Here is a 24,910-nt window from a genome sequence, read left to right as displayed (position 1 = left end):
ACGGTCGAGCGCACAGGGAATCCTTTAGGAGGGACCTCACATGGCTACTTTAAAGAACGGGCTTTCTCGTCGCAGCTTCCTCACGCTGGGCGGCGTTGCGGCGCTGGGCGGCGCGGCCGCGCTTGCCGGATGCGCCCCGCAAGCGTCAAGCAGCGCGAACGCCGACGCGAAGGGCGCGACCGACGACGCAGCTTCCGCGATGCAGACCGCCGATCAGACGAAGGAATGCGACATCGCCATCGTGGGCGCGGGCGGCGCGGGCATGTGGGCCGCGGTCGAAGCCGTGCGCGCCGGCAAGAGCGTCGTCGTCATCGAGAAGGGCGGTAACGTGGGCGTGGCCAACGGCTCGCTGGCGGGCGGCCCGTTCATGGTGGGCTCGAAGCTGCAGCAGGAAGCCGGCGTCGAGTTCACGGTGGAGGAAGCCTTCAACCATATTATGGAGTACGCGCACTGGTCCACGAACGCTGCGGCCGTCAAGGCAGCCGTCGCCATCTCCGGCGAGACGGTCGACCAGTTCACCGACGACTTCGGCGTGCCTACCGGCCTGCGTCCCGACAACTACGGCGCAGGGCATGCGTCCGTGCGCGCCAACTTCCAGAGCGACCCGAAGGACTCGAAGACGCAGGCCAAGGGCGAGGATCGCATGAAGCCCCTCCAAGAGTTCGTGGAAAGCAAGGGGGGCGAGTTCCTGTTCAACACGGCGGGCAAGCGCCTCATCATGGAAGACGGCGCATGCACGGGTGTGCAGTGCGAGGGCGACGGCGTGACCGACGTGAAGGCGAAGGCCGTCATCGTGGCCACGGGCGGTTTCCTGGGCAACGTCGACATGATGCGCGAGAAGTTCGGCACCTTCGTGAACCCGCTGGGCAACGTGCTGTCCGTGGGCGAGGGCATCGACATGGTGCAGGCTGCGGGCGGTCAGCTGTCCACGCAGTGGGGCATCGCGGGCAACGAGTTCACCGGCTCCAACCAGAAAGCCGACGGCCTGTACGACCGCAAGAGCGCCGCGTTCACCATCGGCATCTACGGCACGCTGCTGGTGAACAACCAGGGCCGCCGCTTCTCGAACGAGGGCAAGTTCGCGAATCTGCCGCTGGCGCTGGGCGGGGCCATCTCGCTGGTCGGCGGCAAGTACTACGCGGTGGTCGACCAGGCGTACGTGGACGGTTTGAATTCCGGCAAGGACGCGTGGACGCTGTGCGGCGCCGACGAGGTGAACTGGCGCACCGGCATGATGACGCTCAAGGACAAGCCGCTGGAGAACGTGCAGGGCAGCATCGATGATGCCGTGAGCGCCGGCTGGGCTTTCAAGGCCGACACCATCGAGGCGCTGGCCCAGGCCATCGACGCGCCCGAGCTGGTCGAGACGCTGGACGAGTACAACGGCTACTGCGCCGACGGCAACGACGAGCAGTTCTACAAGCCGGCTTGCTTCCTGCAGCCCGTGACCACCGGCCCGTTCTACGCATTCCAGTATGAGCCCAGCGCATGGGTGACCATCGGCGGCATCCGCACGAACGACCGTCTGCAAGCAATCGACGGCGAGGGCGTGGCCATCCCCGGCCTGTACGTGGCCGGCGCCGACAACGGCACGCTGATGAGCGCCCCGTACTGCGACTACGAAGGCTACTCGCTTATGTGCGCCTACTGCGGCGGCCGTCTGGCCGGGCAGTACGCCGTCGAGACGATCGACGCGTAAGCGGCAATGGCGTCGGCCCGGCATGCGGGATCGCCCGCATGCCGGCCGCTCGACCGATCATCCAATCCGACGGGGCGCACGCGTTCTCTCCCCTCCCTCCGCGTCGCGCCCCCTTCAACCGCCCCGGTCTGCGCAGGCCGGGGCGGCGTGCGTTTCCGCCCGTCTTCCTCCGGCTCGGCATCCGTCCGATAACCGCTGGGCAACCGGTGCACTCGCCGCATGGTGCCATGGTACGCTGGGCTGTCGAATGTAGGTTGAACAGGCGAGACGAGGAGGTGCGGCGTGGCCACGCTCAAGGAAGTGGCGCAGGTGGCCGTGGAGGCGCGACGCGACAAAGGGTCGGGGTCGGGGAGGCGCCTGCGCGAGATCGAGCGCATCCTGCGGCAGCATCGCGTGCTGTCGGGCCTCACGCCGGAAAAGGCGACCAGCTTGCTTGAGGACTTGGGGCCGACGTTCGTGAAGATGGGACAGATCGCGGCGAACCGCAGCGACGTCATCCCGCCCGCGTACGCCGACGCGTTCAAGCGGCTGCGCGCCGACGTGCCGCCCATGCCGTTCTCCACGGTGCTCGCCACCATCGAGGAATCGCTGGGGCATCCGTGGCGGGAAACGTTCTCGTGCATCGAGGAGAAGCCGCTCGGATCGGCGTCCATCGCCCAAGTGCACCGGGCGCGCATCGCGCCGCATGCGGTTGGCGATGCGGGAGCGGGCACCGGCGCCGCGGCGGTCCCGTTGCCTGCCGACGCTCCGAAGGCGGGGTCGTACGTGGCCATCAAGGTGCGTCGACCGCACGTGGTGGAGCAGATGACGCAGGATCTCGCGCTCATCCGCCAGGCGGTTGCGCTCGTAGGGCTCACCCGTGCAACCGACGGCATCAAGCTGTCGCTGGACGACCTGGTCACCGAGCTGGAGCGCACGACGCGCCAGGAGCTTGACTTCTGCGTCGAGCAGCACAATCTCGTGCGGTTCCGCCAGTTTCTCGACGATCAGCCGGGAGTGGAAAGCCCGCGCCCGTATCCGCACCTCAGTTCCGACGACGTGCTGGTCATGGACTTCGTCGAGGGCCCCATGATCAACGACGTTCCCGCCCTGCGCGCTATGGGCCTTGATCCGGCGAAGCTGGGCCAGCGCCTGGCCGAGAGCTTCGTGACGCAGATCGTGGACAACGGGTTCTTCCATGCCGACCCGCATCCGGGCAACATCCTCGTGCGCGGCGACGACATCGTGTGGATCGATTTGGGGATGGTGGGCCAGCTGTCGGCGCTCGAGCGCGCGCTGATCGGGCGCATGTTCCGCGCTGTGGCCGAGAACGATCCGTATGCGCTGATGGAAGCGCTGCTGGGCGCCGTGCGCTCGGAGGGGCCGGTCAACCACGGGCGGCTGCTCAGCCAGCTGGGCAACCTGCTGGTCTCGTACACCACGGTGAACCTGGCCGACATCAACGTGGGCTCGGCGCTGATGGACGTGTTCGGCGTGCTGCAGACGCAGAACCTGGCGCTGCCGCCTTCGTTCACCCTGCTGGCGCGCGGCATGGTCACCATCGAGGGCGTGCTGGTGGACATCGCGCCCGACACCAGCGTCATCGACATCATCGCCGCCCACGTGAAGCGCCGCGAGCGCACCTGGGAGGCGTTCGAAACCAAGGCGCGCGAGTTCGTCTCGACCGCGGCGACGTCCGCGCAGGCCGCGGTGCGCTTGCCCACCCAGGCATCGCACACGCTCGACATGATCGATCGCGGCCAGGTTCGCGTCGGCGCCGACCTCGGCATCCCGATCGACGCCATCGCCGCGCTCTACTCCGTCAGCGGGACGGTGGCTATGGCGCTCATCTCCGCCGGGCTGTTCATCGGATCGAGCCTGCTTGCTACCACGAACATGCACCCGCAGTTTCTGGGCGTGCCCCTGCTGGGCGTGTTGGGCTACGTGGGCGCGTTCGTCCTCGGTGCCTACGTGGTGTGGCGCAACCTCGTCATCCGCCACAGGCAAAAGAACGAGGAGAAGCTGTAATCGTGAAAAGCAGCAACTTTTAGTACTAGAAAGAAGACGAGATATCTCTAATCGTGAAAAATATGATATTATCACGATTAGAATGTGCCTTTTGACGTTATAATCATGAAAAGTCATCAGAATTCATGATTAGAGACGGAGGAGGGTGCACTTTGTCTTACAAAAGGCTCGACAGACTGTTTCACGAAAATACATCGAGCAATCGCAAGAGCGAGAACGAGCATGAAGCGCAGACGCGTCTGACGGCCCCTTCGTCGTTTCGCACCGGGATCGATGTGGGCGCCGACGAGCTGTTCCTCGCCGTGCCTCGCGAGCTTTCAATCGCCACCGAGAAAATTCTCCGTACCGAGCGCAAGGTCTCGCAGCTGTGGCGCGATCTGCCGGGCATCGCATGCGGCGCGTACGTGCGCAACCTCATCGTCGACGAGGTGGTATGCACGAACAAGATGGAAGGCGTTCAAAGCACGCGCAAGCAGATAGAGGAAGCGCTCGAAGGCATCGAGGGGGGCGACGGGGAAGATCGTCGTACGAAGCAGTTCATCGAGTTCGCGAACCTATATCTTGGTCTTGCCAGCGGCGGCGATGTCGCCCTGCCCGAAACGCCTGCGGACATCCGCGCGCTGTACGACGCGGTCGTCGCCGGCACGCTGAAAGCGGGGGACGCTCCCGACGGCCAGCTGTTCCGCAAATTCGGCGTCGATATCAAGGCGCCAACCGATCGCGTGGTTCATCGGGGCGTCGAGCCGGAGGACGCCATCGTGTCGTATCTCGACAAGATGATCGACCTCGTGTCGTCTGAAGACATGCCCGAAGTGTACAGCGCGCTGTTGTCCCATTACCTGTTCGAGTACATCCATCCGTTCTACGACGGCAACGGAAGAACGGGACGGTTCCTGCTGGCCCTCTACCTGAGCAATCCCTTGTCACTGCCCACCACGCTGTCGCTCTGCCGTGTCATAGCCGAGCACAAAGGAGCGTACTACAAGGCCTTTTCGGTGACGGAAGATCCGCTCAACCACGGCGAGGCTACTTTCTTCGTGCTCCAGATGATGGACTTGGTGCGAATCGCGCAAGAAGAGCTTGTCGCAGAATTGGGAACGCGCCGCGACGCGTTGTCGACGGCGGAGGGCCGTCTCGAAGAGATCCGGCTTCGTGGGGCGCTGTCGGATCGCGCCTGCGGTGTGCTGTATCAGATGGTGCAGGTCGCGCTTTTCGGGTCGAGCCCCGAAGTGACCCTCCGCGATATCGCGGCCTATCTCGAAGTCACGCCCCAGAGCGCTCGCAAGTACGCGCTCGAGCTCGAACGCGCAAACTTCGTCGAAGCGGTTTCCCTGCGCCCGCTCAAGTTCAAGCTGAGCGACGACGGCAAAGAGGCGTTCGGCATCGAGGATCTTGCATGAAAAAGGAGCCGGCGCGATTGCCGGCTCCTTGTGCGGTGCGGGTTGCGGGTGCGCCGCGCGTTTACGCGAATACCACGATGGCGGCGGGGTCCTTCACGCGGAGGGCGGCCGTTTCCATGATGCGGAACGTATGGTTGAAGTCCGCGAGCTCCAGGTAGCCCACCGACAGGTCCAGGCCGATGGCAAGGTCCAGATACTCGGGCTCGGCGCACACGAGCACGGCCTTGCCGGGACCCATGACGCTGGTCATGTACACGTTGTCGCCGATGAGCTTCTTGATGCGGTCGATCTCCAGCAGGCCGGTGTTCGGCTGCAAGCGCTGCAGGTCGAGGAACAGATCGGGCGACACAACGAGGGCGTAGCGGCCCAGGTAGCCGGTCTTGGCCAGCTGGGCGACGCCGGCGGTGATGTCGGCGAAGCTGTTCTCGCCCTGCGACCAGTCGCTCTTCTTGATTTTCGACGACCCTTTCACGGTGAGCAGGCCGTCGGTGCCCAGCGCCTTGCTGCCGTTGAGGATGAGGTCGTCCTCGCGGCGCGACGCCTTCTTGGCGGCGGCGATGGCCACGGACAGATCCAGCGGGTAGCCGGTCTGCGCGGCATACTCCATGTCGCGGCTGAGCAGGGTGAAGTCCTCGTAGAACAGCGGCAGCTCGAGCTGCGTGCGGCCGACGATGCGGCCGATGCCGTCCTCAAGCACCTCTTCCTTGTTCACGCCGTCGACGGCTACGGTGGTCACGCCGGCGCCCAGCGGGCCGAACACCTTGAGGAATCGACGGCAGGTCAGCTGGGCGCGGGCGGTGCCGATAACGGTTTCGTCGATGCGGTTCCACAGGCCGTCCGAAAGGTCGGCCGATTCGCGAGCGAGATAGTCCATGAGGGACTCCTTTCTTGAGAAGGCGGCAGCACGTACGAATGTTGCACGTGAAACATTCGTCGGCGGCTGCGCGCCGGAAGTCGGTTGCGTTAGGAAAGGTCGCCGACGGTGGGGGCGGGAGCGGGCTCCGCGGGCGCCGGGGCGATTTCGCCGTCGGTCTTGATGCCCAGCTCGGCCAGCTTCTCCTGCACTTCGCCTTCGCCTTCCAGGAAGAACTCCGTCTCCGTGGGGTCGAGGTGGCGCATCAGCGTGATGAGCTCGCCCATGTGGGCCTTCTCCTCGTCGCGGATGTCGGCCAGCACGGCCTTGGCGGCCGGGTCGTCGGTTGCCTGATAGTGGGCGTCGTACAGGAAGATGGCTTCAAGCTCGCCCGCGATGTCGATACGGAGCGCCTGCATGAGCTCGGTGTTCGTCATCTTGCGGTCGACGTTGCCTGCAAACGGATTGGGGAAACTGGGCATACGATCCCTCTCTTTCATGTTCGTCGCGCCGCCGTGATCGGCGGTGGTTCAGGTCTTCTCTCTGCCCGATATGATACTCCGATAATCAGGATTGAAATGTAACGATACCATTATTATTGATAATTATTCTCAATAACTACACGTTATAAACGAACCTACTCGGCGGTGTTTGCCCAAGCGAGCGAAGCGCTCAAGCGCCCTTGTTCGCTGCGGCTGAGGAAAGGGCGGGGCCTCGCATCGCCGTCAGGGCACGACGAAGGGGCGTCGTCCGATGCTTCGCGTAAAACATCCTCGCAAGCGCAAGTCGAAAGAAGGCTACAGCACGAAGTAGTAGGACTCCAACAGGTAAGGCTGGTCGTACTTCTCGGCGAGGGCGTGCAGCTTGCGCTTCGCGGCGGGGCGATCGTCGTGCTCCAGAAGGCGCTCGAACGCCGCGTGCTCGCGCGCGGTGGCGTGCGGCGCCACGTAGCCCCATACGTGCTGCGCGGCGTTGCGGAACGATCCCGGTTCCACAGGTGCGGCCAGCGCGCGTTCGACTATCTCGTAGAACGGAACGGTCGGCCACGTGCGCTTGTCCTTGAGCAGCGCCCGCAGGGCGAGGTAGGCTGCCTGGTCGTGTTCGAGCACGGCGTACTTGTAGCGCGCCCATTCGCGTTCGAGCCGGCTGAAGCGGCCGTGCTCGCTGGTGCAGAGGATGCATTTGATGGCGGAGAGGTTCTTGTCCTTCACTTCCAGCATGATGTCGGGCATGCCGAAGGAGCTGTCGGTCCGATGCTCTGCGAGCGATCGGTAGAACGCGAGAAAGGGCGCAAGCTCGATGGTGTCGGTGTGGCTGCCCGGCCTGCGACCAGGGGCTTGCTGCGCGTAGTGCATCTTCTGCGCGCCGTCCTCGGGCTTCCAGGTGGCGGCCGCCTCGTCCAACAGCGCTCGCCAGTCCGGCGCGTCGGGCTCGCGGTTCAGCTCGTGATGCAGCGTGTCGAACACCATGGGCGCTCCGGTTGCACGGCTGAGCGCCAACACGTCCTGGGCGGTGAACAGCCGGTCGTCGTTCTCGATGACGAGCCGTCGGCGCACCGCGAGGGGCAGCGTCGCGTACGCGTTGGCGAACCGCTCGAGCGCGCGAGGCTTGTCGCCGTACGCGCCGCCCACGTGCAGCACGATCTTTCCGCTCGCATCCATCCCGAGCGCGTCGAGGAACGCCGCGTGGTATGCCAGGTCGAGCTTCGCCCGCTCCACCACGTCGGCATCGGGCGAGTTCAACACGGTGTACTGGCCGGGGTGCATGCTCAGCCGGATGCCATGGCGCCGCGCCTTGCGCCCGAGCGCGGCCAGATGCGGCTCGAAGTCGCGCATCCAATCGAGCGCGTTCACGGGGCTCGACCCGAAGGGGATCACGTCCGAGCTGATGCGGAACAGGTGGATGCCGTTTTTCGCCTGGTAGTCGAGGGCGGCGTCCAGCGCGCGCAGGTTGCCGTCGATCGCCTGCGCCAGGCGGTCGGGCGTCGCCAGCCGCTGCACCACCGATTGCATGCGCGCGCCGGGCGCTGCCAGCGTCTTCGATGCGTACCCGATGCTCACGACGCCTCCCTTCGATCCGGTTTCCGCGCTACGATGGCTCATCTTACGCGCGTGCGGAGGGAAGCGGGATGCGCCCAGGTCACCGCCGGAGCACGATCCCGTGACGGAGTGGCGCTCGGCGCGCGCCTAGGCTCCCATTGCGTCAGCGCTAGAGGCCGCATCCTCGGCCGCGTCGCTGCGCTTCGCCAGCTGCCGGTACGCTATCACGCCCGCCGCGGCCAGCACCGCCGTCAGTGCGATCACGAGCGCCGCCCCCAGGTAATTGCCGTCGCCGAACGCGCCCGCCGCCAGCGTGGACGAGACGATGGAGGGGATGCGACCTACCGTGGTGATGGCCACGATGCGTCCGATGGAGCTAGATCCCAGTCCGGCCACATAGGTGAGCAGGTCTTTCGGCGTCCCGGGAATGAGAAAGCACAGGAACAGCAGCATTTCGAAACGTCGGGAGTCGCGCAGCCAGCGCATCGACGTGATCTTGTCGGGCGAGAAGAACAAGCCGACGATGCGGATTCCGAATGCGCGGACGAGCGCCATGACCGCCGCGGTTCCCAAGGCGCTGGCCACGAGGCACCACAGCGTGCCTTCCCAGAAGCCGAACGCGTAGCCCGCTCCCAGCTCAAGCGGTTCGCCGGGCAGGAACGCGAACACGACCTGCGCCATGTTGGCCAGCACGAACACGATGCGGCTGATCCAGCCGGTTTCGTCCACCCAGGCGCGGAAGCGCGGAGCGTCGGCAACGAAGGCAAGCAGCTCCGGCCCGTAGAGGACGCAGAACCCTGCGAGCCCCGCCGTCAGGGCCAGCAGCCCGACGATCACGGCAGCGCGCTTCTTCAGCAGGGAACGCCGGTCCGTCGCGATCGTCGCGTTATCGGGAGCGTTGCCGTGCGTACGAGGAAGCGGGGGCAGGGTGACGGTCGAAGTTCGCAGCGGGGCGGTGTCTTCCATGGGATGCTCCGTTTCTCGGGTGCGTTCGGTACGCTTCCGATGGTACGGAGCAAATATCTACCGACTGTCTACTCGGCGCAGAAATCCAGGGAGAATCGCGCGACCACGCGCGCGCCTCCCCCCTCGCGGTTCTCCAGCGTTACGCCGCCGCCGTGCTTCTCGCACATGAGCGACGCGATGTTCAGCCCCAGGCCGAAATGCTCTGCCGAGGGCACCTCGCTGAAGAAGGGCGCGCAACCGCGTTCGAGCGCGGCGTTCGAAAAGCCCGGCCCGTCGTCTTCCACCATGAGAACCAGCGCGCCGTCACGCACGTCGAGGCGAGCGTCCACTTGGGACGACGCATAGCGCATGGCGTTGTTCAGCAGGTTCTCGGCCACCTCGCCCACGATGGCCTGATCCACGCATAGCTCTGGCCGCTCGCGGTCGCAACGTGCGCTCACCGACAGCGCGAAGGTCCGGTCGGCGTGCGCAGCAAGCCCCGTTCCGGCGTCCTCCACCATGCCCGCCACGCTGTCGAACCTGGTCGGGCGCGCAACGACGGCGCGGTCTTCCAGCTTTTGCAGCCCGCTCATAGCGGCGACGTAGCGCTCAAGGCGTTCCACCTGCGCGGCCAGCGAGGCGACGGAGGCCGTCAGGCGATCGGCGGGCACGTTGCCGGACTGCACGTGCGCGTCCAGCAGCTCGATCTTGCCCTTGAGGATGGTGAGCGGCGTGCGCAGGTCGTGCGCGAACGCGGCGTTCAGGCGCTTGCGCTCCTCGGCCGTGCGCCACAGCGCGCGCTGCGATTCGGCCAACGAGGCGCGCATGGCTTCGAACGACGAAGCTAGATGGCCCAGCTCGTCATCTCGATCGTACGACACGGAGAACTCGAGGTTCTGCTCGGCGATGTTGGACGCTGCTCGGTCGAGCACATCGAATCCAGGTTGGAGGCGCTTGCCGAAGAAGCGCCGCGCCGCTGCGAAGATGCATAGGCCGAACCACAGTGGGAACATGAGGAACGTTAGCAGCTCGAGTGCCGAGGACAGCGCCTGCGCCTCCTCCGATGGGGGCGTGTTCACGTAGTAACCCACTGCGGAAGTGAGCAGTCCGACGGTGTTGCCGTCCTGGCTGTCTCCGTCGAAGAACGACGTGTAGGGGCTATCAGGGTTGGCAGCCAGCCAGGCATCGAACCGATCGCGCGCTTTCGCGTCATAGGCGGGCAGCTCGGCGGGCGTGAGCTCGGTTTGGTCGGGCGCTTCGGGCGTTTCGACGCTGAGTGCGTCGTCGTTGGCGGAACCATACAGATACGCCGTCCCCGGCGAGTACTGGTAATCGCTCGCGTCAGTGATCTCCACGAGCGACGACAAGTCTGTCAGCGGCATCTCGGTCATCTCGCCGCGCACGGTTTGAACGAACACGCTGCTGCCGTTCTCGTCGATATCCACGGCGCGCGCGGGAACGAGCGTCCGGTTGTGCGCATCGTAGAGGTAGAGCCCCGAGATTTCGTACGCGTCTGCGATCACCCGGTGCTGCAACCCGCTGAACATCCCGGCCGTCACCGTGGACATCACCAGCGCCAGCAGCAAGAACCCCAGCATGTACACCATGAACGACGTTTTGAGCGACGCGTGGTGCCAACGCGCCCGCAAGGCGTCGAGGCGTTCGGCGCCCCTTACGCGCGCCATCGGTACCCCATGCCCCATACCGTTTCCACCGGGTCGGGTTCGGCGCCCGCTGCGGCCAGCTTCTTGCGGATGCGCCGGATGTGCTCGGTCACCACCTGCGAATCGCTCTCGTTTTCCCAACCGCCTACGCGCTCGTGGATGCGGTCGCGATCGAACACTTGGCCGGGATGCTTCGACAGGAATGCGACGATGTCGAACTCGCGCCGCGTCAGCTCCACCGGCCGTCCGGCCGCTGTCACGGTGCGCGAGCGGTAGTCGATGGCGATGTCGCCGTCGAAGCGTACTTCGGCGCGCACGTGCTGGCGGTTGTCGCGGGCAAGATGCGCCTTCACGCGCGCTCCCAGCACGGCTAACGAGAACGGTTTCAGCACGTAGTCGTCGGCACCGGCTTCAAAGCCCTCCAGCGCGTCGACGTCCTCGACGCGTGCGGTGAGAAACAGGATAGGGCAGGTGAGATGCTCGCGTAGGCGGCGGCACACGGCGTAGCCGTCCATAAGCGGCATGCCCACGTCCAGCACGATGAGGTCGGGGCTCTGTTCGGCGCGTTTGAGCGCGGTTGCCCCGTCTTCGGCGGTGAGCACGCGGTAGCCTAAACCCGTGAAGTACTCGTCCAAAAGCGCGACGATTTCCGGCTCGTCGTCGACCACCAGCAGCGTGGCCTCGCCGTTCCGCTCGATGGCCGCTTTCTGTTCGCTCACGTTCTTCTCGCTCCTCCGCATTCGTCTTGCCGCGCATATACGGAGGAGCATAGCACGAGAATGTCAAGAAACCATCAACAGCCCCTGGGCGCCGCTCGCTCGGGATGACAGCTCGTCCTACTCGTTCGTGCCTTCCTTGACGATGAGCACCGGAACGTCGGCGTTGCGCAGCACGTAGCTGCTGACGCTGCCCAAAATGCCGCGCAACGCGCCCAGACCCCGCGAGCCCATGACGATGAGGTCGCACAAGTTGTCGATGGCGTACGTCACGATTTGCCCGCCCGGCTGCGTTTCCTGCAAAAGCTCGATGTACACTTTGTTCATGAGGCCGCTCAGCAGCGGGTCTATTTCGCGATGCAGCGCCTTGCTGGCTTCCTCGGTGACCTCCTCGTAGGTTTTCTGGAGCATCGCCGACGAGGCGACGGTCTGTTCGTCGCGCCCTTCGGCTTCCAGCTTGTCGATGGCAAGCTGATCGGTGTCAATGATCTGGACGATGCGAAGGGTCAGTCCGGGGTCGTCCTTCGCGAACCGCACCGCTTCCGCAAGGGCTGCTTTGGACGAAGCCGATCCGTCGTAGGGGATCATAATATTGTCGTACAGCATGGTGCATCCTCTCTCGCGAAGGTTGCTCGATACGCCCAGTATACCAGCGTCGTGCGGGCGAACGCGGCGGGGATCGGCTCCGCGAGGCACGCAAAGGGGGCGTCCGGTCCCTACGCCGAAGCGGGGGAAACGAATTCGTAGCTTGTTTGGGACTCCATCTCGTCCAAAAGAGGTTCGCCGCCCTTGACGAAGCGGATACGCGCGGGTACGGAAGGGCTTTCGTGAATCGTGCGATCCATCAGACCCTGGGCGGGTGCTTGCAGCTTGTGCCCGCGATCGTCAAGCACCTCCACCCGCAGGCTCATATCGCCCTGCCGCACTTCCGCCATCGTGGGCGTATGCTCCACGATGCGCACGCCCCGGTACGTGGCGAAGCGGTATTCCGTCTCGCCGAGCGCGACTATGCCGATACAGCCGGTGAAGCGGATCGGACCCAGCGGTATTTCGGCGATGGCCAGCATGACGGAGGCGTCTTGTCGAACGTCGAGGCACTGCATCCAGAAATAGCTGCGGGGAAACGTGTGGCCGCGGTCGCCTTCCATATAGCCGATGCCGTTGCGAATATCTAGCGCGTCACCGTTGAGGCGGATCGATCCGGTCACCTGGTGCCGCATGCTGAACACGGTATGCTTCGTTTCCATGGGCACGTAGGCGAACGGCCCCATGATGTCCGAGCGCAGCGGCAGCAGATGATCGTAGCGAACGCTTCCTACCAACTCGAAATCCGGTTCGTCGATGCGCAGCTGCATTCCGTACGGCGTGAACAAGCTGTCGCCGATTCGCATGCTGCCGTCGGTGCGGTCGAACGCCTCCAGGGGGTACGGCAAGAAGCGCGAGCCGCGGTTGGAGACCACCTGGATGAATGCGGAGTCCTGCGCGCGCCCCGGTATCACGGCCAGCACGTCTTCGCCTTGCTGCTGTTTCATGTACCAGCCTTCGTAGTAAGGTTTCATGGCGCGCTCCTCCGGTTGCCTTCGGTCGGGTCGTCCGGCGATAGTACCACCGGTAACGCTCGGCGCTTATTCCGTTAGCGGAAGCGTAAGGAGGACGAAGAAGGACGGTGATCCGAGTTAGCGCAGCAACGCGAGAAAGAGCGTGAACCTTAGGTGGAAAGGCGGTCGTTTTCGCGAGTAAAGATAGCGCGCGAAGCCGTTGGGGCTTCGCGCGGATTCAAAGTCGCTCAAGACCACCTATCGGCAAAGGGGCCTTTGCAGGGGACTTCGACTTGCTTGAGCATGCGCACCGTCGAGACGATGATGGGGATGTACAGCAGGAAGAACACCCCGTACATGACGACTGATGCGCTGGCCATCATCGCGTCGTTGTTGACGTACGTGGTGGACGTGGTGCCGGAAAAAAGCGCGTCGCCCAGCATCACGAAAAGGTCGTTGAGGCCATGAACCAGCGCGATGCCCCAGATGTTACGCGTTTTCAGGAACAGGGCGGCCAGAAACGCGCCCAGGATGCCGGCTTGCAGGGTTTTGAGCGCCGCTTGGGCCATGTCCAAACCGGTGACCACTTGGCCGTTCATGATGGACGGCGTCACATGGACGAAGCCGAAGATCAGCGATGAGACTATCACGGCTCCGATCAGACCTCGACGCGTCTCGCCGAAACGAGCCAGCAGCCCGCTGAAAACGATGCCGCGGAACAAGCCCTCTTCGAACGTGCCCACAAGCAGGCAGAGCATGATGACCAGCGCCAGCTGCAAGGGCCAGTCGGACACCATCCCCTCGTTTTTCATTGCGGTGCCGAGCAGAACGAACACGCCCATGACCAGCGCTACGACCAACGGGTAGATAGACTTCTTGAACGAGAGGCCGATGCTTTTGGCGTTGGGCACGATGATGTTGCATCCTGCCGCGACGGCCATGATGGCGAACATGACGATGGTCAATCCCAGGCGAATGAACATCATGTTCGCCAAAGACCCGTCGGATGGCACGAACCAGATCACGGCCAGTCCGATGGCGAGCCCGACGGCGGTTACGAGCAGCGGATGGGATCGTGCAAACGTGCGTATCGTCGACATGCGGTTCCTCTTTCATTGGCAGGGTCGAAATAATGAAGCATGCGAGATTGTAACCGGGTAGCAGGACGATTTTCAGATGCGCGGAACGAACGCCCCTTCAAACGAAACGAACGACCTCTTTCGAAGAGTCCCATCGGTGGAAGAGCTTGTCATACGGCTTCTCAACGCCCGTCGCTCTTGCCATTGCCGGTACCGTCCCTTGGTTCTCCCTACGTTGGATCGGGATTCGGAGAAGTTGAGGCTCCGAACGGCGTACCGCAATCGGGGCATATCAGCGCGCTGCTGGTTTTCGTGACCGTTTTCGCTTCATGGCATCTGGTGCAGAAGAAGACGATCTGGTCGGGGCAGCTAATACCGCCCGATGCCTGGTCGAGGTCGTCATCGTCAAGCTCCATACCTTTGTCGGAAAAACAGGCGGCGAGCTTTTCGTCGTCTATCATGATCGAATCGCCGCCCTTCCGATCGCATTGCGGAACATTCCTATTCCGAAATCCCCATATACCACTGGATTATAGATCGAACCGCCGGCAAAGAGCGATCCCCTGAGAACGAATGCCCGTTCAAACGCAACGAACGCAGCGGTCGGCAGATTGCTCTGGCATGTTGCGCGGGAGAGGTCGGCGTCGCGCGACGAGGTGTGCTACAAGGTCAGTTCGAACGATTGCTTGATCTCCCGGCTGCGTCGCTCCGCGATGGGGTAGGAGGAGCCGTCGTCGAGCAGCGCCTGATGATCCTCGATGCTGGCGATGCGCCCGCGATGCACCAGACAACTGCGGTGCAAGCGAAGGAAGTCCTTTGCAGGCAGTTCCTTTTCCAGGCTTGCCAAGGCGCCTCGCACCGCGAACTTTCCGTGCGCATGCCTGATGACGCAGCGTGGACCGTCGGATTCTATAGCGTACAGTTCGTTGGGATGCAGAACGTGAACGTCTCCGTCCGTGTCTCGGAAGCTGAGCTTGCCGGCGCCGGATCCCTGGGCATCGAAGTGCTCGTACAGGAATTCGATGGCGTTCTGGCCAGGATCGAGCGAAGGCAAGAGCGGGTTCGCATCGGTGGCGTTCGACACGTGCAGATGCACGATGCGAGGTCCGTCCGGCGTAGGGGCCCATACGTAGGTAGCATGTTGCTTGAACGGCATGCTGCGCTCTCCGCCGGCCGACACGACGAGCAGCGTATAGCGTGCCGAGACGATCCAGGTGTTGGCGCGTTTACGGGCGCGCCAACGCTCGTCTGCCAATGCGAGCCGTATGCTGTACTCGGGTCGTAGGATGTCTTCCATGGTCTTCTTGTCCGAGGCGGTTTGACAGCTGAACGGACCCAGCCATTCAACATCGTCGGCCATATAAGCTAAGGCGGCATCCATGTCCCGCACTACGAAATGGTTGACGAGCGATCGTCTGCATAGCTCGATGACGGCGCGATCTTTGGAGAGCTGTTCAGCGACGAGCGCCTCGCTGCCGTTCGCTTTGGACATGAGCTCATCTCCTTCCAGGGCGCTGAAAGAAAAACTCCGGAAACAAAAGCAGGTCAGGCAACTCTCATCGCCTGACCTGCATTCTTTTTCTGGAGCCAACGAGCGGATTCGAACCGCTGACCTACGCATTACGAGTGCGTTGCTCTACCAGCTGAGCCACGTTGGCATACGGCTTCTAAGCGAAGCGCGAGTAAGCAGTATATCCGAACCCCCGCGCTCCTGCAAGGGGTTGAGGCGAGTTTTTCGCTCGTGTCGGTTGCGCCTCGCGCCCGTGCGCTTACGCTGGAGGGAAGCGCACCACCAGGTATACGCCGGCTATCAAAATGGTGAGCAGCATGATGGGGAAGCCGGTCTTGAAGAACTTCGCGAACGTGATCTCGTACCCGTGCTTCTTGCTGATGTCGGACAGCACCACGTTGGCGCTGGCGCCGATGAGCGTGCCGTTGCCGCCCAGGCAGGCGCCCAGCGACACGGCCCACCACAGCGGCGTGACGTCCATGCCGGTGGATTCCATGGCCAGCAGGATGGGGATCATCGTGGCCACGAACGGGATGTTGTCCAGGAAGCTGGAGATCACGGCCGAGCCGATGAGCAGCACCAGCATGGTGATGAACACGTTGCCGCCGGTTGCGTCGATCAACCCGTTCGCCAGCATGCCGATGACGCCGGTCTCGGCCAGCGCGCCCACGATGACGAACAGGCCGGCGAAGAACGACAGCGTGGTCCACTCCACGTTCGACAGCGCTTCCTCGATGCTTTCGCCCGAGATCAGCATGATGATGCCCGCGGCGCCTAGCGCGATAATGCACGATTCCAGCCCCAACGCGCCATGCGCCATGAACCCGACCACCACCAGGGCGGTCATCACCACGCTTTGCTTCAGCAGCCGCCGGTTCTTGATCTGCGCGTGCTCGTCCAGCTCCATGATGCGGGCCTTGTGCTCGTCGTCCACGTTCATCTTGCGGCCGTATAGCGCGTAGAACACGCCGAGGATCGCGACGAGGATAATCGCCACGGCGGGCGCATCGTACAGGATGAAGTCGAAGAACGAGTATCCGGCTGCCGAGCCGATCATGATGTTGGGCGGATCGCCGATGAGCGTTGCGGTGCCTCCGATGTTCGACGCGAGTATCTCGGTCATGAAGAACGGGATGGGGTTGACGTCGAGCAGTTTGCATACGGTCAGCGTCATGGGCCCGATGAGCAGCACGGTGGTCACGTTGTCCAGGAATGCTGAAAGTACGGCCGTGAGCAGCACGAACAGTAGCATGATCTTCCAAGGGTCGCCTTTTGCAAGTCGTGCGCACTTGATGGCAAGGAACTCGAACACACCCGACAGCTTCACTACCGACACGAACAGCATCATGCCCAGCAGCACGCCCAGGGTATTGAAGTCGATGTGCTCCATGGCCGCGTCGAACGGCATGACATGCAGGGCCAACACGATCATCGCGCCCGTGATGGCCGCGAGCGACCGGTGCAGCTTCTCGGTCATGATGGTGATCATGACCACGACGAACACAGCAACGGCAACGATTTGGCTAACGTCCATGAAGCACCGCCGACCCCTCTTTCTGAAACGGTCGCACCCATGCGCGGCCCACGTACTTTACTATAGCAATGTCTATGTTGAGGAAACAGGTGGTTTCGATGATGTTTGTCGCCAAAGGCACGACGTCTCGCGGCGAACGATCCCGAAGAAGATCAAAGGAGGCCTTCGTCCGGCGAGCGGCAGAAGCGAGGTTTAGGAGAGCGGATAGCCGAGCAGCTCGTCCATGGTGACGAAGCGGTAGCCCTGCGACTTGAGATAGGGGAGCGCGTCTTTGAGCGCCTCGACCGTTTGCGATCGGTCGCCGCCTCCGTCGTGCATGAGCACGATGGCGCCCGGCCAGGCGTTTTTCACCTGGTTGGCGATGGCGGCGGCTCCGGGCTTGCGCCAGTCTTGCGAGTCGATGTTCCAGCCGATTTCCGCGCTGATCAGCGGCCCGACATTGCGCATGACGCCTTCGCCGTAGTTGCCTCCCGGCGTGCGGAATACATGGCTGGCTTCGGCGCCGGTGGCGGCTTCGATGGCTTCGTAGCCCTTCTGCACTTCGGCGACCTGATCCTCAGGCGTCATGTAGCCGAGGTTCACGCTTTGACCGTCGCCCGCCGCGTGGTCGAACGAGTGCGAGCATATCTGATGGCCTTCGGCTGCTGCGCGCTTTACGAGGTCGACGCCTTCTCCGTCGATGCGATTGCCCACGGTGAAGAATGTGGCCTTCGCCCCTTGGTCGGCCAGCACGTCGAGCACTGCGGCGGTGGATTCGGGCCAGGGGCCGTCGTCGAACGTGAGTGCCACCACTTTGTCCTCGCCTACCTGCGGCGAAACGTTTCGGCGCACCACGTTGGAAGGCTCCTGCACGACTTCTTCCGTCGTCAGGCCGGAGACCGAGCCGGTTTTCGTGCGCTTCAATCCGTCGGCGCCTTGCCCCTCGAGCACGTGGATAGGTCCGCGCCCTTCCTCTTCGATCGAGTAGGGGATGCTTTCCTCGGCGGTTTCGCTCGGCTCTTCGATGGCGCTGCCGTCGCCCAGTTCGACCACGTCGCCGTTGTTCAGCTTCGTATCCATGTCGGTAGCGACTTCGCCGTTGACGGTGGCGTGAAACGGCTCGCCCTTTCCTGCTTCGATCACCGAGCCGTCCACGGCAACGAAATCGCCGGGTTTCGGCTTGATGCCGCTGGCGCGCAGCGCGTCTTCCAACGTCTTGTGACCGCCTACTTCCAGGTTGGCTCCATTGAGGGTTATGGAGGCAGGCAGGCTCTGCACGACGAAGTACCCTCCAACGGCGAAAGCGGCCACTACGAGCAGGCTGGCAATGATTCCAACAGCGCGCCGCCTCGGTTGTTCGGGGCCCGGCGGTCGATGGTAACGTCCTGGTTTCTGGTAGGATGCCGCATTGCGCGGTTGCTGCTGTGTTGCGTTCAGGCGGGAGCGGGCGGCAGTGGAACGTGCGGTTTGCCTGGTGTTGTACTGGTGTGGTCGTGAACCTGGAGAAGTCGACTCATCGGAACGACGGGAAGCTCGCTCGTCATTCGAATGCTGGAAAAAAGCGTCGTCGTAATTGCGTTCGGGCATAACCTTCCTGGGTCGCCGGGTGCATGCGGCCGCGTGCTTCGGCCGACGGCTGCACAATCACCTTATCTCATCAGTATAGCGGCATCAAGCTTAGTTGAGGATAAATCGGGGCGCGGTTCTTCTTTTGGTTGAAGCGGCTGTTAGGTTGACGAGGGGTGACGAGTGAGCTTTGCGCTGGCGCTGCTCGTCCTGAAATTTGTATGGAGGGCGGGTGTCAGTGCGGGCGGGGGCGGCGTGCGGGGTGCGGTGGAACCACTATACTGAACGCAACGTGATCGAAAGGAATGACCTATGGGTTTGCAGTTCGCCGGCGCGCGCGCCGTCAGCGCCGTTTCAACGTGGGGTCTCAAAAACGTGTTCCGCCGTCCCGCCGCGAACTTCCCGGGCAAAATCGCGCTGTACGTGGATCCGCGTCTCATTGCCGACCTCGCGCCGAAGCTGGAGCAGGGCTCGGTGTGCGTGGTTGGAACGAACGGAAAGACCACGGTGACGAACCTGCTGGCCGACGCGCTTGAGCTGGCGGGCCAGCGCGTGGTGTGCAACCGGACCGGCGCGAACCTGGACTCGGGCGTGGCGACGTCGCTGCTGCACGCCGGCCCGTCGGATTGGGGCGTGTTCGAGTGCGACGAGCTGTGGCTGGCGAAGATCCTGCCGCAGCTGCAGGCCACCTACGTGGTGCTGCTCAACCTGTTCCGCGACCAGCTGGACCGCGTGGGCGAGATCGACCGCATCCAGGACAGCATCGTGGGCGCGCTGGAGAAGTCGCCGGACACGGTGCTGGTGTACAACGCCGACGACCCGCTGTGCGTCCGCATCGCCGAGCGCGCGGCGAACCCCTCCATCGCGTTCGGCGTGGACGAGGACCTGGGGCTGCCGCAGAATTCGGTGGCCGACGCGCAGATGTGCCAGCGCTGCTCGTCCATGTTGGAATACGACTATCGCCAGTACGGGCAACTGGGATCGTTCTCGTGTCCCACCTGCGGGTTCGCGCGTTCCGCCCTGGACTTCGCGGCAACGGGCGTGAAGCTGGGCCTGAACGGGTTGTCGTTCGACGTGCGTCGGGACGGCGAGGGGGCAGCCGCGGGTTCGATCGCCGCGCCGTACACCGGCGCGTACATGGTGTACAACTTGCTGGCAACCGCTGCCGCGGCCGGCCTCGCCGGTTGCCCGCTTCCCGCGTTGCAGAAGGCCATCGACGCCTTCGACCCGCAGAACGGGCGCCTGCAAACGTTTGACATCGCCGGTCGGCGCGTGCTGCTGAACCTCGCGAAGAACCCCACCGGCTTCAATCAGAACCTCAAGATCGTGGCGCAGGACGCGGGTGACAAGGTGGTAGCCTTCTTCGTGAACGACAAGGAGGGCGATGGCCGCGACGTGTCGTGGCTGTGGGATATCGACTTCGAGGAGCTGGCGGACGATCCGGCCAAGCTCACCGTGTTCGCGGGCGGCTTGCGCGCGAACGACATGCAGGTGCGCTTGAAGTATGCCGGCATCGAATCGCAGGTGGTTGCGGATGCCGAGGACCTGCTGGCGCGCATAGCCAGCCTGTCGGCCGAAGAAAACGCGTACCTGATCGCGAACTACACCGCATTGCCCCCGGTGCATGCGGTGCTGACCAGCCACGGCGCGGCGGGCGCCGCGGCCGAGGATTCCGCCAACCCGCATGGCACGGATGAGGGCTTCCCCCGCCCCCATGGCGCGGGCGATGGCTGTGGGGGCGACCGTTCCGTCTCCGCGCCAGGAGAGGGGGAGACTCCTGCGCCCGCCGCCTCCCTCACCATCGCGCACCTCTTCCCCGACCTGCTCAACCTGTACGGGGACGGTGGCAACGTGCGCATCCTCGAACAGCGCCTGCGCTGGCGCGGCATCCCCGTGGAGGTCAAGCGCGTCAACCACGGCCAGGCCATCGACCTCTCCGGCGTCGACCTCGTCATGCTGGGAGGCGGCCCCGACCGCGAGCAGCGCCTGGCGTCGGCCGAGCTCATGAACATGCGCGAGCAGCTGCATGCCTACGTGGAGGACGGCGGCGTCTTGCTGGCCATCTGCGGCGGCTACCAGATTCTCGGCCACGAGTGGCTGCTGGGCGACGAGGTGGTGCAGGGCCTGGGCATCGTCGACATGACCACCGAGCGTGCGGCGGGCGGCTCCGGCGACCGGCTCATCGACAACATCGTGCTGACCTCGCCGCTGGCGAAGCGCCCTGTCGTGGGTTACGAGAACCATGCGGGACGCACGCACCTCGGCGCGGGCGTCGAGCCCTTCGGCGCCGTGGCGTCTTCCACGGGGCACGGCAACAACGATGCCGACAAGCAGGACGGCGTGCGCTACAAGAACGTGGTGGGCACGTATCTGCATGGCCCGCTGCTGGCGAAGAACCCCGAGGTTGCGGACGATTTGCTCGCACGCGCTCTCCAACGTTTCGCATCGCGAACGGGCCAGCCGGCCATCGAGTTGGCGCCGCTCGACGACGCCGTCGAGCAAGATGCGAACGACGCCATGGTCAAGAAGCTGGGAGTGCACAGGTAGCGGGAAGCTCGCCGGTGCGGCGTCAACCTGGTGCTCGCTCGGGATGACACCGCTTCCGCTGCGCTGCCCTGTGGGCTTTTCCTAGTAAACCGATGGAGGCGGTTGCGCGGGTAGAGCGCTGCCGCGAAAATGGCGCAATGGACAACAAACGCAGCCCTCAACGGCGCCCTGCGAGCACCGAGCGTTTTTCCCGCTCCTCGTACGGCCGCTCCCGTCAGACTGAACCGGGTCGTCGCCCCAGCGTTCAAGGCGAATCCGCTCCCACGCCGCGCCGCGTGTCGCGAGCCGATTACGAGCGCACGCGCGCACGCTCTCGTCGCCGCACGCTGGTTATCGCGCTTGCCGTTGTGGGCGTGCTGGTGCTGGGCGGGGCGGGGGCTGCGTTCGCGTACTACAACGTACTCTCGGGAAACCTTCACGACGGCGTCAGCGCCGAGCTGCGCAATGCGCTCGTGGAAACCGATTTGGCGAACGAGCCGTTCTATATCCTGCTCATGGGAACCGACGGGTCGAACGACCGCGAAGCGTCGGCGGAATTCGCCGGCGATCAGTTCCGCAGCGACAGCATCATCCTCGCGCGCATCGACCCGGTGGACAAGAAGGCGACGCTCGTCTCCATCCACCGCGATACCCTGGTAGACATGGGGGAATACGGGCAGAACAAGCTGAACGCTGCACATGCCATCGGCGGAGCCGCTCTCACGGTGAAAACCGTATCGAAGTTGGCGGGTGTGCCCATTTCCCATTATGCCGAGATCAACTTCGACGGCTTCAAAGACATTGTCGATGCGCTGGGCGGCGTCGAAGTGGATGTTCCGATGGAGATCGACGACGAGGATGCCGGCGGCCATCTGGATGCCGGGCTGCAGACGCTGAGCGGCGATCAGGCGCTCATCCTGTGTCGTTCGCGCCATGCCTACGACGAGTACGGCGACGGCGACTCCTACCGTGCAGCGAACCAGCGTCTCGTCCTGTCCGCCATCGCGAAGAAAATCCTGTCGGCCGACGTGGCCACGATGGCATCCACCGTCCAGGCGCTTTCCCAATACGTGACTACGGATCTCGAGATTTCCGACATCATCGGCCTCGCGCAGACGATGCAGGGCCTCGACCCGGCCACCGACATCTATTCGGCCATGGAGCCGACTACGTCCAAGTACATCAACGACGTCTGGTACGAAATCAACAACGTCGACGAATGGAAGAAAATGATGACTCGCGTTAACCAGGGCCTTCCGCCCACCGACGAGGACATCGTCGACGAGATGTCGAACACCGTGCTGGCAACCACCGGCAGCGGCCAGACGCATTCCAGCACGAACGAGGACGGCACGCAGAAAAAAGCGAAGCGCACGGGCAGCGTGGCGGTGCGCAACGGCAACGGCATCACCGGCGCAGGCACCGAGGCGTCCGAGCGCATCGAGGAACTGGGCTATTCGGTGGAGTCGGGCAATGCCGACAGCTTCGACTACCCTAAGACGCTGGTGATTTACGACGATGAGGCGAAGGCATCGCGCGCGCAGGAGATCGCGGATGCTCTTGGCGTTGGAAAAGCCATGAAAAACGACGGATCGTATCTGTTCGAGAGCGATTTCCTCGTGGTGCTGGGAAGCGACTGGAAGTAGCCGTCTTCTGTCATCCTGAGCGGAGACGCCAGCGCCGGAGTCGAAGGATCCCGTGCGGCATCAGCCTCTACAGTCCCAGCGTCCAATCGCCCAGCAGCAACCCCTTCGCCAACCCCAGCACCAGAATATGCGCGGGGTAGTATGCATAGAACAGCCACTTCATCGGGCGGCCGCGCGAGCCGTTGTAGGCGAGCAGCAGCGGGATGGTGGCCGTGCAACCCAGCAGCGGGTACAGCGCGAACGGCAGCAGCGCCGGGTCGAACGCTGCCATGTAGTCGGAGAGCGCCGGAAGGCCGTTGCCCAGGATGGGCACGAGCAGGGGCAACACGATGCGCTGGCGCCGGTCGGGGATCGCGCGCATCATGAGGATCATGAGCGGCCCGATGATCCCCCAGTCGCACAGCGCGCTGGCCGTTACCAGTGCTGCGGCAGCAAGCCAGAATCCGCCGCGGCTTTCCATAGTGTCGTACAAGTACAGAATTCCCAGGCCGATGAGCAGGGTGAACAGCACGTTGAGGTTGTGCGCCAGAAACAGGCCGTACGGCACCTGCGAGACGAGCGCGAACGCCAGCAACCGACCGGCGTACCGCTTGATGTTCGAGGTATGATGATAGCCTTCCACCAGCAGAAACGCCATGATGGGGAAGGTGAGCCCACCGAACCCGAACAGCAGGAGCAGCGCCTCGGCGGGCAGGTAGGGATAGAAAATGTAGCAGGCGTGATTGAACGTCATGCCGACGATGGCCACGACTTTGAGCGTGAACGAGGAAACGCCCCGCTTCGGGGAAGCTGCTGATATGCTCGACGTGGTGCTCATGGCGTTCCAGTATACTGCCTGCATACGATGTATTCGATGGCAAAGGGCGATGAGGCTGCGTGACGCGCGCGAATTCCACGATGGGGCTTGAGGACGGCGGTTGCGCGCGCAACCATCGCGCCGCCGTGTTCGTGGCGGCGTTGGTGGCTACGGCGTGCTGCTTCTCGCTGGTTCCCGGCGACACCCTCGCCGGGTCGCTCGCGCAGGGCGCGGCGCTGGCTGCGGTCGCGCTTGCGGCTGTGGCGGCGTCGCGGCCGCGGGCTTTGCGCGCGCCGCGCCTTTGCGGTGGGCGCGGTTTGCTCGCGTGGGCCTTGTACGTGCTGGCCGTGGGTTTGGCTGCGGGACTCGCATCGCTGGTCGTGCAACCGCAAGGAGCCGCTTTGGACGCCTCCCCGTTGCACGTGATGCTGGTGGTCGCGCTTTGCCTGCTGACCGCCGTGTTCGAGGAGGGCGTCTTCCGGGTGCTGGCGCTCGATGCGTTCGCTCCGGCGTTGGGAGGAGGCCGACGCGGCATGCTGCGAGCGGCTCTCGTGTCGGCCGTGCTGTTCGGCGCGCTGCACGTGTCGCTGGGCGAAGTTGCCTCGGCCGTCGATGCCGCCGATCTCGTCGCGGTTGCGCAGGCGGCGTGCAAACCCGTGCAAGCCGCTTTGTTCGGCCTGTTCATGGCAGCGATGTACTTCGGAACGCGCAACTTGTGGACGCTCGTCGCCGTGCACGCCGCGTTCAACTTCCTGTACGCGGGCCCGCAGCTGCTGGCGGGAAACCTGCAGCAAACCTACGTTACCGGCAACCCGATCGACTTCGTTCTGCTTGCCGTCTCGACCGTGCTCCTGCTTCCCGCGGCGCACGCGGCTTTTCGTAGCTTTCGGAAAAATTCAAAGAACGTGTAATTTCTCCTTGTCACGATCCATGAACTCAGGTATCATGTTCACTCGCTTCGATAAGAAGCCTTTGTTGTGCGGGCGTGGCGGAATTGGCAGACGCGTACGGTTCAGGTCCGTATGGGGGCAACCCCATGGAGGTTCAAGTCCTCTCGCCCGCACCATCTGAAACACCAGGTCAGAAGCCAAAAACATCGGCTTCTGACCTTTTTTTTGACCAGGTGGTATACCAAGTGGTATACCGAAATACGCTTATACGGGCATCAGCCGTACAGGAACTCGCTGCGCACCCACCCTTCCGCTCTGTACAAAACGCGGCACCATTCCCCGTCGCGCTCGAGCACGTCGCATTCTGCGCCGCGGGGCAGGACGTGGATCACGTTGCCGTTCTGCTCGTCGCGCATGTTCAGGCCGTGCGCCGCCGATACGACGGCTCGGTCGTGACCGATCTCCTCGGACTGCTCGCCATCGTCGGAACCGTCCCAGGCTTGCGGAGAGTCGTTCTCGGCTG

21 protein-coding genes and 2 tRNA genes are annotated in these 24,910 nt (G+C 63.8%); 7 read left to right on the top strand and 16 right to left on the bottom strand.

Annotated features, from left to right (window positions below):
• Positions 1–40: 40 nt before the first annotated feature.
• The 3 genes from GT613_RS01810 to GT613_RS15630 all read left to right on the top strand — a co-directional run bounded on the left by GT613_RS01810 (position 41) and on the right by GT613_RS15630 (position 5,106).
• On the top strand, positions 41–1,699 hold the full coding sequence (locus GT613_RS01810; RefSeq protein ID WP_009305374.1) for an FAD-dependent oxidoreductase: 1,659 nt from the start codon (positions 41–43) through the stop codon (positions 1,697–1,699).
• A gap of 282 nt (positions 1,700–1,981) precedes the next feature.
• Positions 1,982–3,706: an AarF/ABC1/UbiB kinase family protein gene (locus GT613_RS01805; protein WP_009608467.1), complete on the top strand. Its 1,725-nt coding sequence runs from the start codon at positions 1,982–1,984 to the stop codon at positions 3,704–3,706.
• 152 nt (positions 3,707–3,858) lie between these two features.
• Complete coding sequence (locus GT613_RS15630; protein WP_161172485.1) at positions 3,859–5,106, top strand: Fic family protein; 1,248 nt, start codon at positions 3,859–3,861, stop codon at positions 5,104–5,106.
• A gap of 61 nt (positions 5,107–5,167) precedes the next feature.
• Here the strand turns inward: GT613_RS15630 and GT613_RS01795 are convergent, their stop codons facing one another.
• The 14 genes from GT613_RS01795 to GT613_RS01730 all read right to left on the bottom strand — a co-directional run bounded on the left by GT613_RS01795 (position 5,168) and on the right by GT613_RS01730 (position 18,241).
• Positions 5,168–5,980: a family 1 encapsulin nanocompartment shell protein gene (locus tag GT613_RS01795; protein WP_009305371.1), complete on the bottom strand. Its 813-nt coding sequence runs from the start codon at positions 5,978–5,980 to the stop codon at positions 5,168–5,170.
• Positions 5,981–6,069: 89 nt separating this feature from the next.
• Positions 6,070–6,441: a demethoxyubiquinone hydroxylase family protein gene (locus GT613_RS01790; RefSeq protein ID WP_009305370.1), complete on the bottom strand. Its 372-nt coding sequence runs from the start codon at positions 6,439–6,441 to the stop codon at positions 6,070–6,072.
• 315 nt (positions 6,442–6,756) lie between these two features.
• Positions 6,757–8,019, bottom strand: a complete 1,263-nt coding sequence (uvsE, locus tag GT613_RS01785; RefSeq protein ID WP_009608514.1) for a UV DNA damage repair endonuclease UvsE — start codon at positions 8,017–8,019, stop codon at positions 6,757–6,759.
• Between the two features lie 126 nt (positions 8,020–8,145).
• The gene (locus tag GT613_RS01780) at positions 8,146–8,964 is read right to left on the bottom strand and encodes a TVP38/TMEM64 family protein (RefSeq protein WP_009305368.1); all 819 of its coding nucleotides are present in this window, start codon (positions 8,962–8,964) and stop codon (positions 8,146–8,148) included.
• Positions 8,965–9,032: 68 nt separating this feature from the next.
• Positions 9,033–10,628, bottom strand: a complete 1,596-nt coding sequence (locus GT613_RS01775; protein ID WP_009608407.1) for a HAMP domain-containing sensor histidine kinase — start codon at positions 10,626–10,628, stop codon at positions 9,033–9,035.
• Complete coding sequence (locus tag GT613_RS01770; RefSeq protein ID WP_009608468.1) at positions 10,616–11,326, bottom strand: response regulator transcription factor; 711 nt, start codon at positions 11,324–11,326, stop codon at positions 10,616–10,618. Before GT613_RS01770 ends, GT613_RS01775 begins: the two co-directional genes overlap by 13 nt.
• A gap of 117 nt (positions 11,327–11,443) precedes the next feature.
• Positions 11,444–11,929: a universal stress protein gene (locus GT613_RS01765; protein WP_009305365.1), complete on the bottom strand. Its 486-nt coding sequence runs from the start codon at positions 11,927–11,929 to the stop codon at positions 11,444–11,446.
• Between the two features lie 110 nt (positions 11,930–12,039).
• On the bottom strand, positions 12,040–12,882 hold the full coding sequence (locus GT613_RS01760; protein ID WP_009305364.1) for a stress response protein nst1: 843 nt from the start codon (positions 12,880–12,882) through the stop codon (positions 12,040–12,042).
• A gap of 227 nt (positions 12,883–13,109) precedes the next feature.
• Positions 13,110–13,961: a CPBP family intramembrane glutamic endopeptidase gene (locus GT613_RS01755; RefSeq protein ID WP_009305363.1), complete on the bottom strand. Its 852-nt coding sequence runs from the start codon at positions 13,959–13,961 to the stop codon at positions 13,110–13,112.
• Between the two features lie 209 nt (positions 13,962–14,170).
• Complete coding sequence (locus GT613_RS01750) at positions 14,171–14,401, bottom strand: hypothetical protein (RefSeq protein ID WP_009305362.1); 231 nt, start codon at positions 14,399–14,401, stop codon at positions 14,171–14,173.
• Between the two features lie 200 nt (positions 14,402–14,601).
• Positions 14,602–15,432, bottom strand: a complete 831-nt coding sequence (locus GT613_RS01745) for a LytTR family transcriptional regulator DNA-binding domain-containing protein (RefSeq protein WP_009305361.1) — start codon at positions 15,430–15,432, stop codon at positions 14,602–14,604.
• Positions 15,433–15,522: 90 nt separating this feature from the next.
• Positions 15,523–15,598: transfer RNA gene (locus GT613_RS01740), tRNA-Thr, on the bottom strand.
• Between the two features lie 111 nt (positions 15,599–15,709).
• Positions 15,710–16,984, bottom strand: a complete 1,275-nt coding sequence (locus GT613_RS01735; RefSeq protein WP_009305360.1) for an ArsB/NhaD family transporter — start codon at positions 16,982–16,984, stop codon at positions 15,710–15,712.
• 192 nt (positions 16,985–17,176) lie between these two features.
• Positions 17,177–18,241 carry a polysaccharide deacetylase family protein gene (locus tag GT613_RS01730; RefSeq protein WP_015761499.1) on the bottom strand — a complete coding sequence of 355 codons (1,065 nt, stop codon included), beginning with the start codon at positions 18,239–18,241 and terminating at the stop codon, positions 17,177–17,179.
• Positions 18,242–18,841: 600 nt separating this feature from the next.
• Here GT613_RS01730 and GT613_RS01725 point away from each other — a divergent pair.
• Complete coding sequence (locus GT613_RS01725; protein WP_009305358.1) at positions 18,842–21,076, top strand: MurT ligase domain-containing protein; 2,235 nt, start codon at positions 18,842–18,844, stop codon at positions 21,074–21,076.
• A gap of 275 nt (positions 21,077–21,351) precedes the next feature.
• Complete coding sequence (locus GT613_RS01720; protein WP_035584603.1) at positions 21,352–22,701, top strand: LCP family protein; 1,350 nt, start codon at positions 21,352–21,354, stop codon at positions 22,699–22,701.
• A gap of 67 nt (positions 22,702–22,768) precedes the next feature.
• Here the strand turns inward: GT613_RS01720 and GT613_RS01715 are convergent, their stop codons facing one another.
• Positions 22,769–23,542, bottom strand: coding sequence for a TraX family protein (locus GT613_RS01715; RefSeq protein WP_009608492.1), 774 nt, complete (start codon positions 23,540–23,542; stop codon positions 22,769–22,771).
• Between the two features lie 35 nt (positions 23,543–23,577).
• Here GT613_RS01715 and GT613_RS01710 point away from each other — a divergent pair, with 35 nt between their 5' ends.
• Together GT613_RS01710 and GT613_RS01705 are read left to right on the top strand one after the other, a co-directional pair.
• Positions 23,578–24,408 carry a CPBP family intramembrane glutamic endopeptidase gene (locus GT613_RS01710; protein ID WP_009608463.1) on the top strand — a complete coding sequence of 277 codons (831 nt, stop codon included), beginning with the start codon at positions 23,578–23,580 and terminating at the stop codon, positions 24,406–24,408.
• A gap of 68 nt (positions 24,409–24,476) precedes the next feature.
• Positions 24,477–24,563: transfer RNA gene (locus GT613_RS01705), tRNA-Leu, on the top strand.
• A gap of 99 nt (positions 24,564–24,662) precedes the next feature.
• On the opposite strand, the gene GT613_RS01700 is transcribed toward GT613_RS01705, so the two are convergent.
• Positions 24,663–24,910 (bottom strand): SH3 domain-containing protein (locus GT613_RS01700; RefSeq protein ID WP_161172484.1); only part of this gene is annotated, 248 nt, incomplete at its 5' end.

Source organism: Eggerthella sp. BIOML-A4 (genome assembly GCF_009875575.1).
GTDB lineage: Bacteria > Actinomycetota > Coriobacteriia > Coriobacteriales > Eggerthellaceae > Eggerthella > Eggerthella lenta.
The sequence above is the reverse complement of the archived record's forward strand: the minus strand, read 5'-3'. Positions and strand labels throughout refer to the sequence as shown.

Excerpts from the sequence above, each read along its gene's own strand:
- GT613_RS01810 (WP_009305374.1), top strand. The coding sequence starts at position 41 with ATGGCTACTTTAAAGAACGGGCTTTCTCGTCGCAGCTTCCTCACGCTG.
- GT613_RS01795 (WP_009305371.1), bottom strand. The coding sequence starts at position 5,980 with ATGGACTATCTCGCTCGCGAATCGGCCGACCTTTCGGACGGCCTGTGG.
- GT613_RS01790 (WP_009305370.1), bottom strand. The coding sequence starts at position 6,441 with ATGCCCAGTTTCCCCAATCCGTTTGCAGGCAACGTCGACCGCAAGATG.
- GT613_RS01780 (WP_009305368.1), bottom strand. The coding sequence starts at position 8,964 with ATGGAAGACACCGCCCCGCTGCGAACTTCGACCGTCACCCTGCCCCCG.
- GT613_RS01775 (WP_009608407.1), bottom strand. The coding sequence starts at position 10,628 with ATGGCGCGCGTAAGGGGCGCCGAACGCCTCGACGCCTTGCGGGCGCGT.
- GT613_RS01765 (WP_009305365.1), bottom strand. The coding sequence starts at position 11,929 with ATGCTGTACGACAATATTATGATCCCCTACGACGGATCGGCTTCGTCC.
- GT613_RS01760 (WP_009305364.1), bottom strand. The coding sequence starts at position 12,882 with ATGAAACCTTACTACGAAGGCTGGTACATGAAACAGCAGCAAGGCGAA.
- GT613_RS01755 (WP_009305363.1), bottom strand. The coding sequence starts at position 13,961 with ATGTCGACGATACGCACGTTTGCACGATCCCATCCGCTGCTCGTAACC.
- GT613_RS01750 (WP_009305362.1), bottom strand. The coding sequence starts at position 14,401 with ATGATAGACGACGAAAAGCTCGCCGCCTGTTTTTCCGACAAAGGTATG.
- GT613_RS01745 (WP_009305361.1), bottom strand. The coding sequence starts at position 15,432 with ATGTCCAAAGCGAACGGCAGCGAGGCGCTCGTCGCTGAACAGCTCTCC.
- GT613_RS01735 (WP_009305360.1), bottom strand. The coding sequence starts at position 16,984 with ATGGACGTTAGCCAAATCGTTGCCGTTGCTGTGTTCGTCGTGGTCATG.
- GT613_RS01725 (WP_009305358.1), top strand. The coding sequence starts at position 18,842 with ATGGGTTTGCAGTTCGCCGGCGCGCGCGCCGTCAGCGCCGTTTCAACG.
- GT613_RS01715 (WP_009608492.1), bottom strand. The coding sequence starts at position 23,542 with ATGCAGGCAGTATACTGGAACGCCATGAGCACCACGTCGAGCATATCA.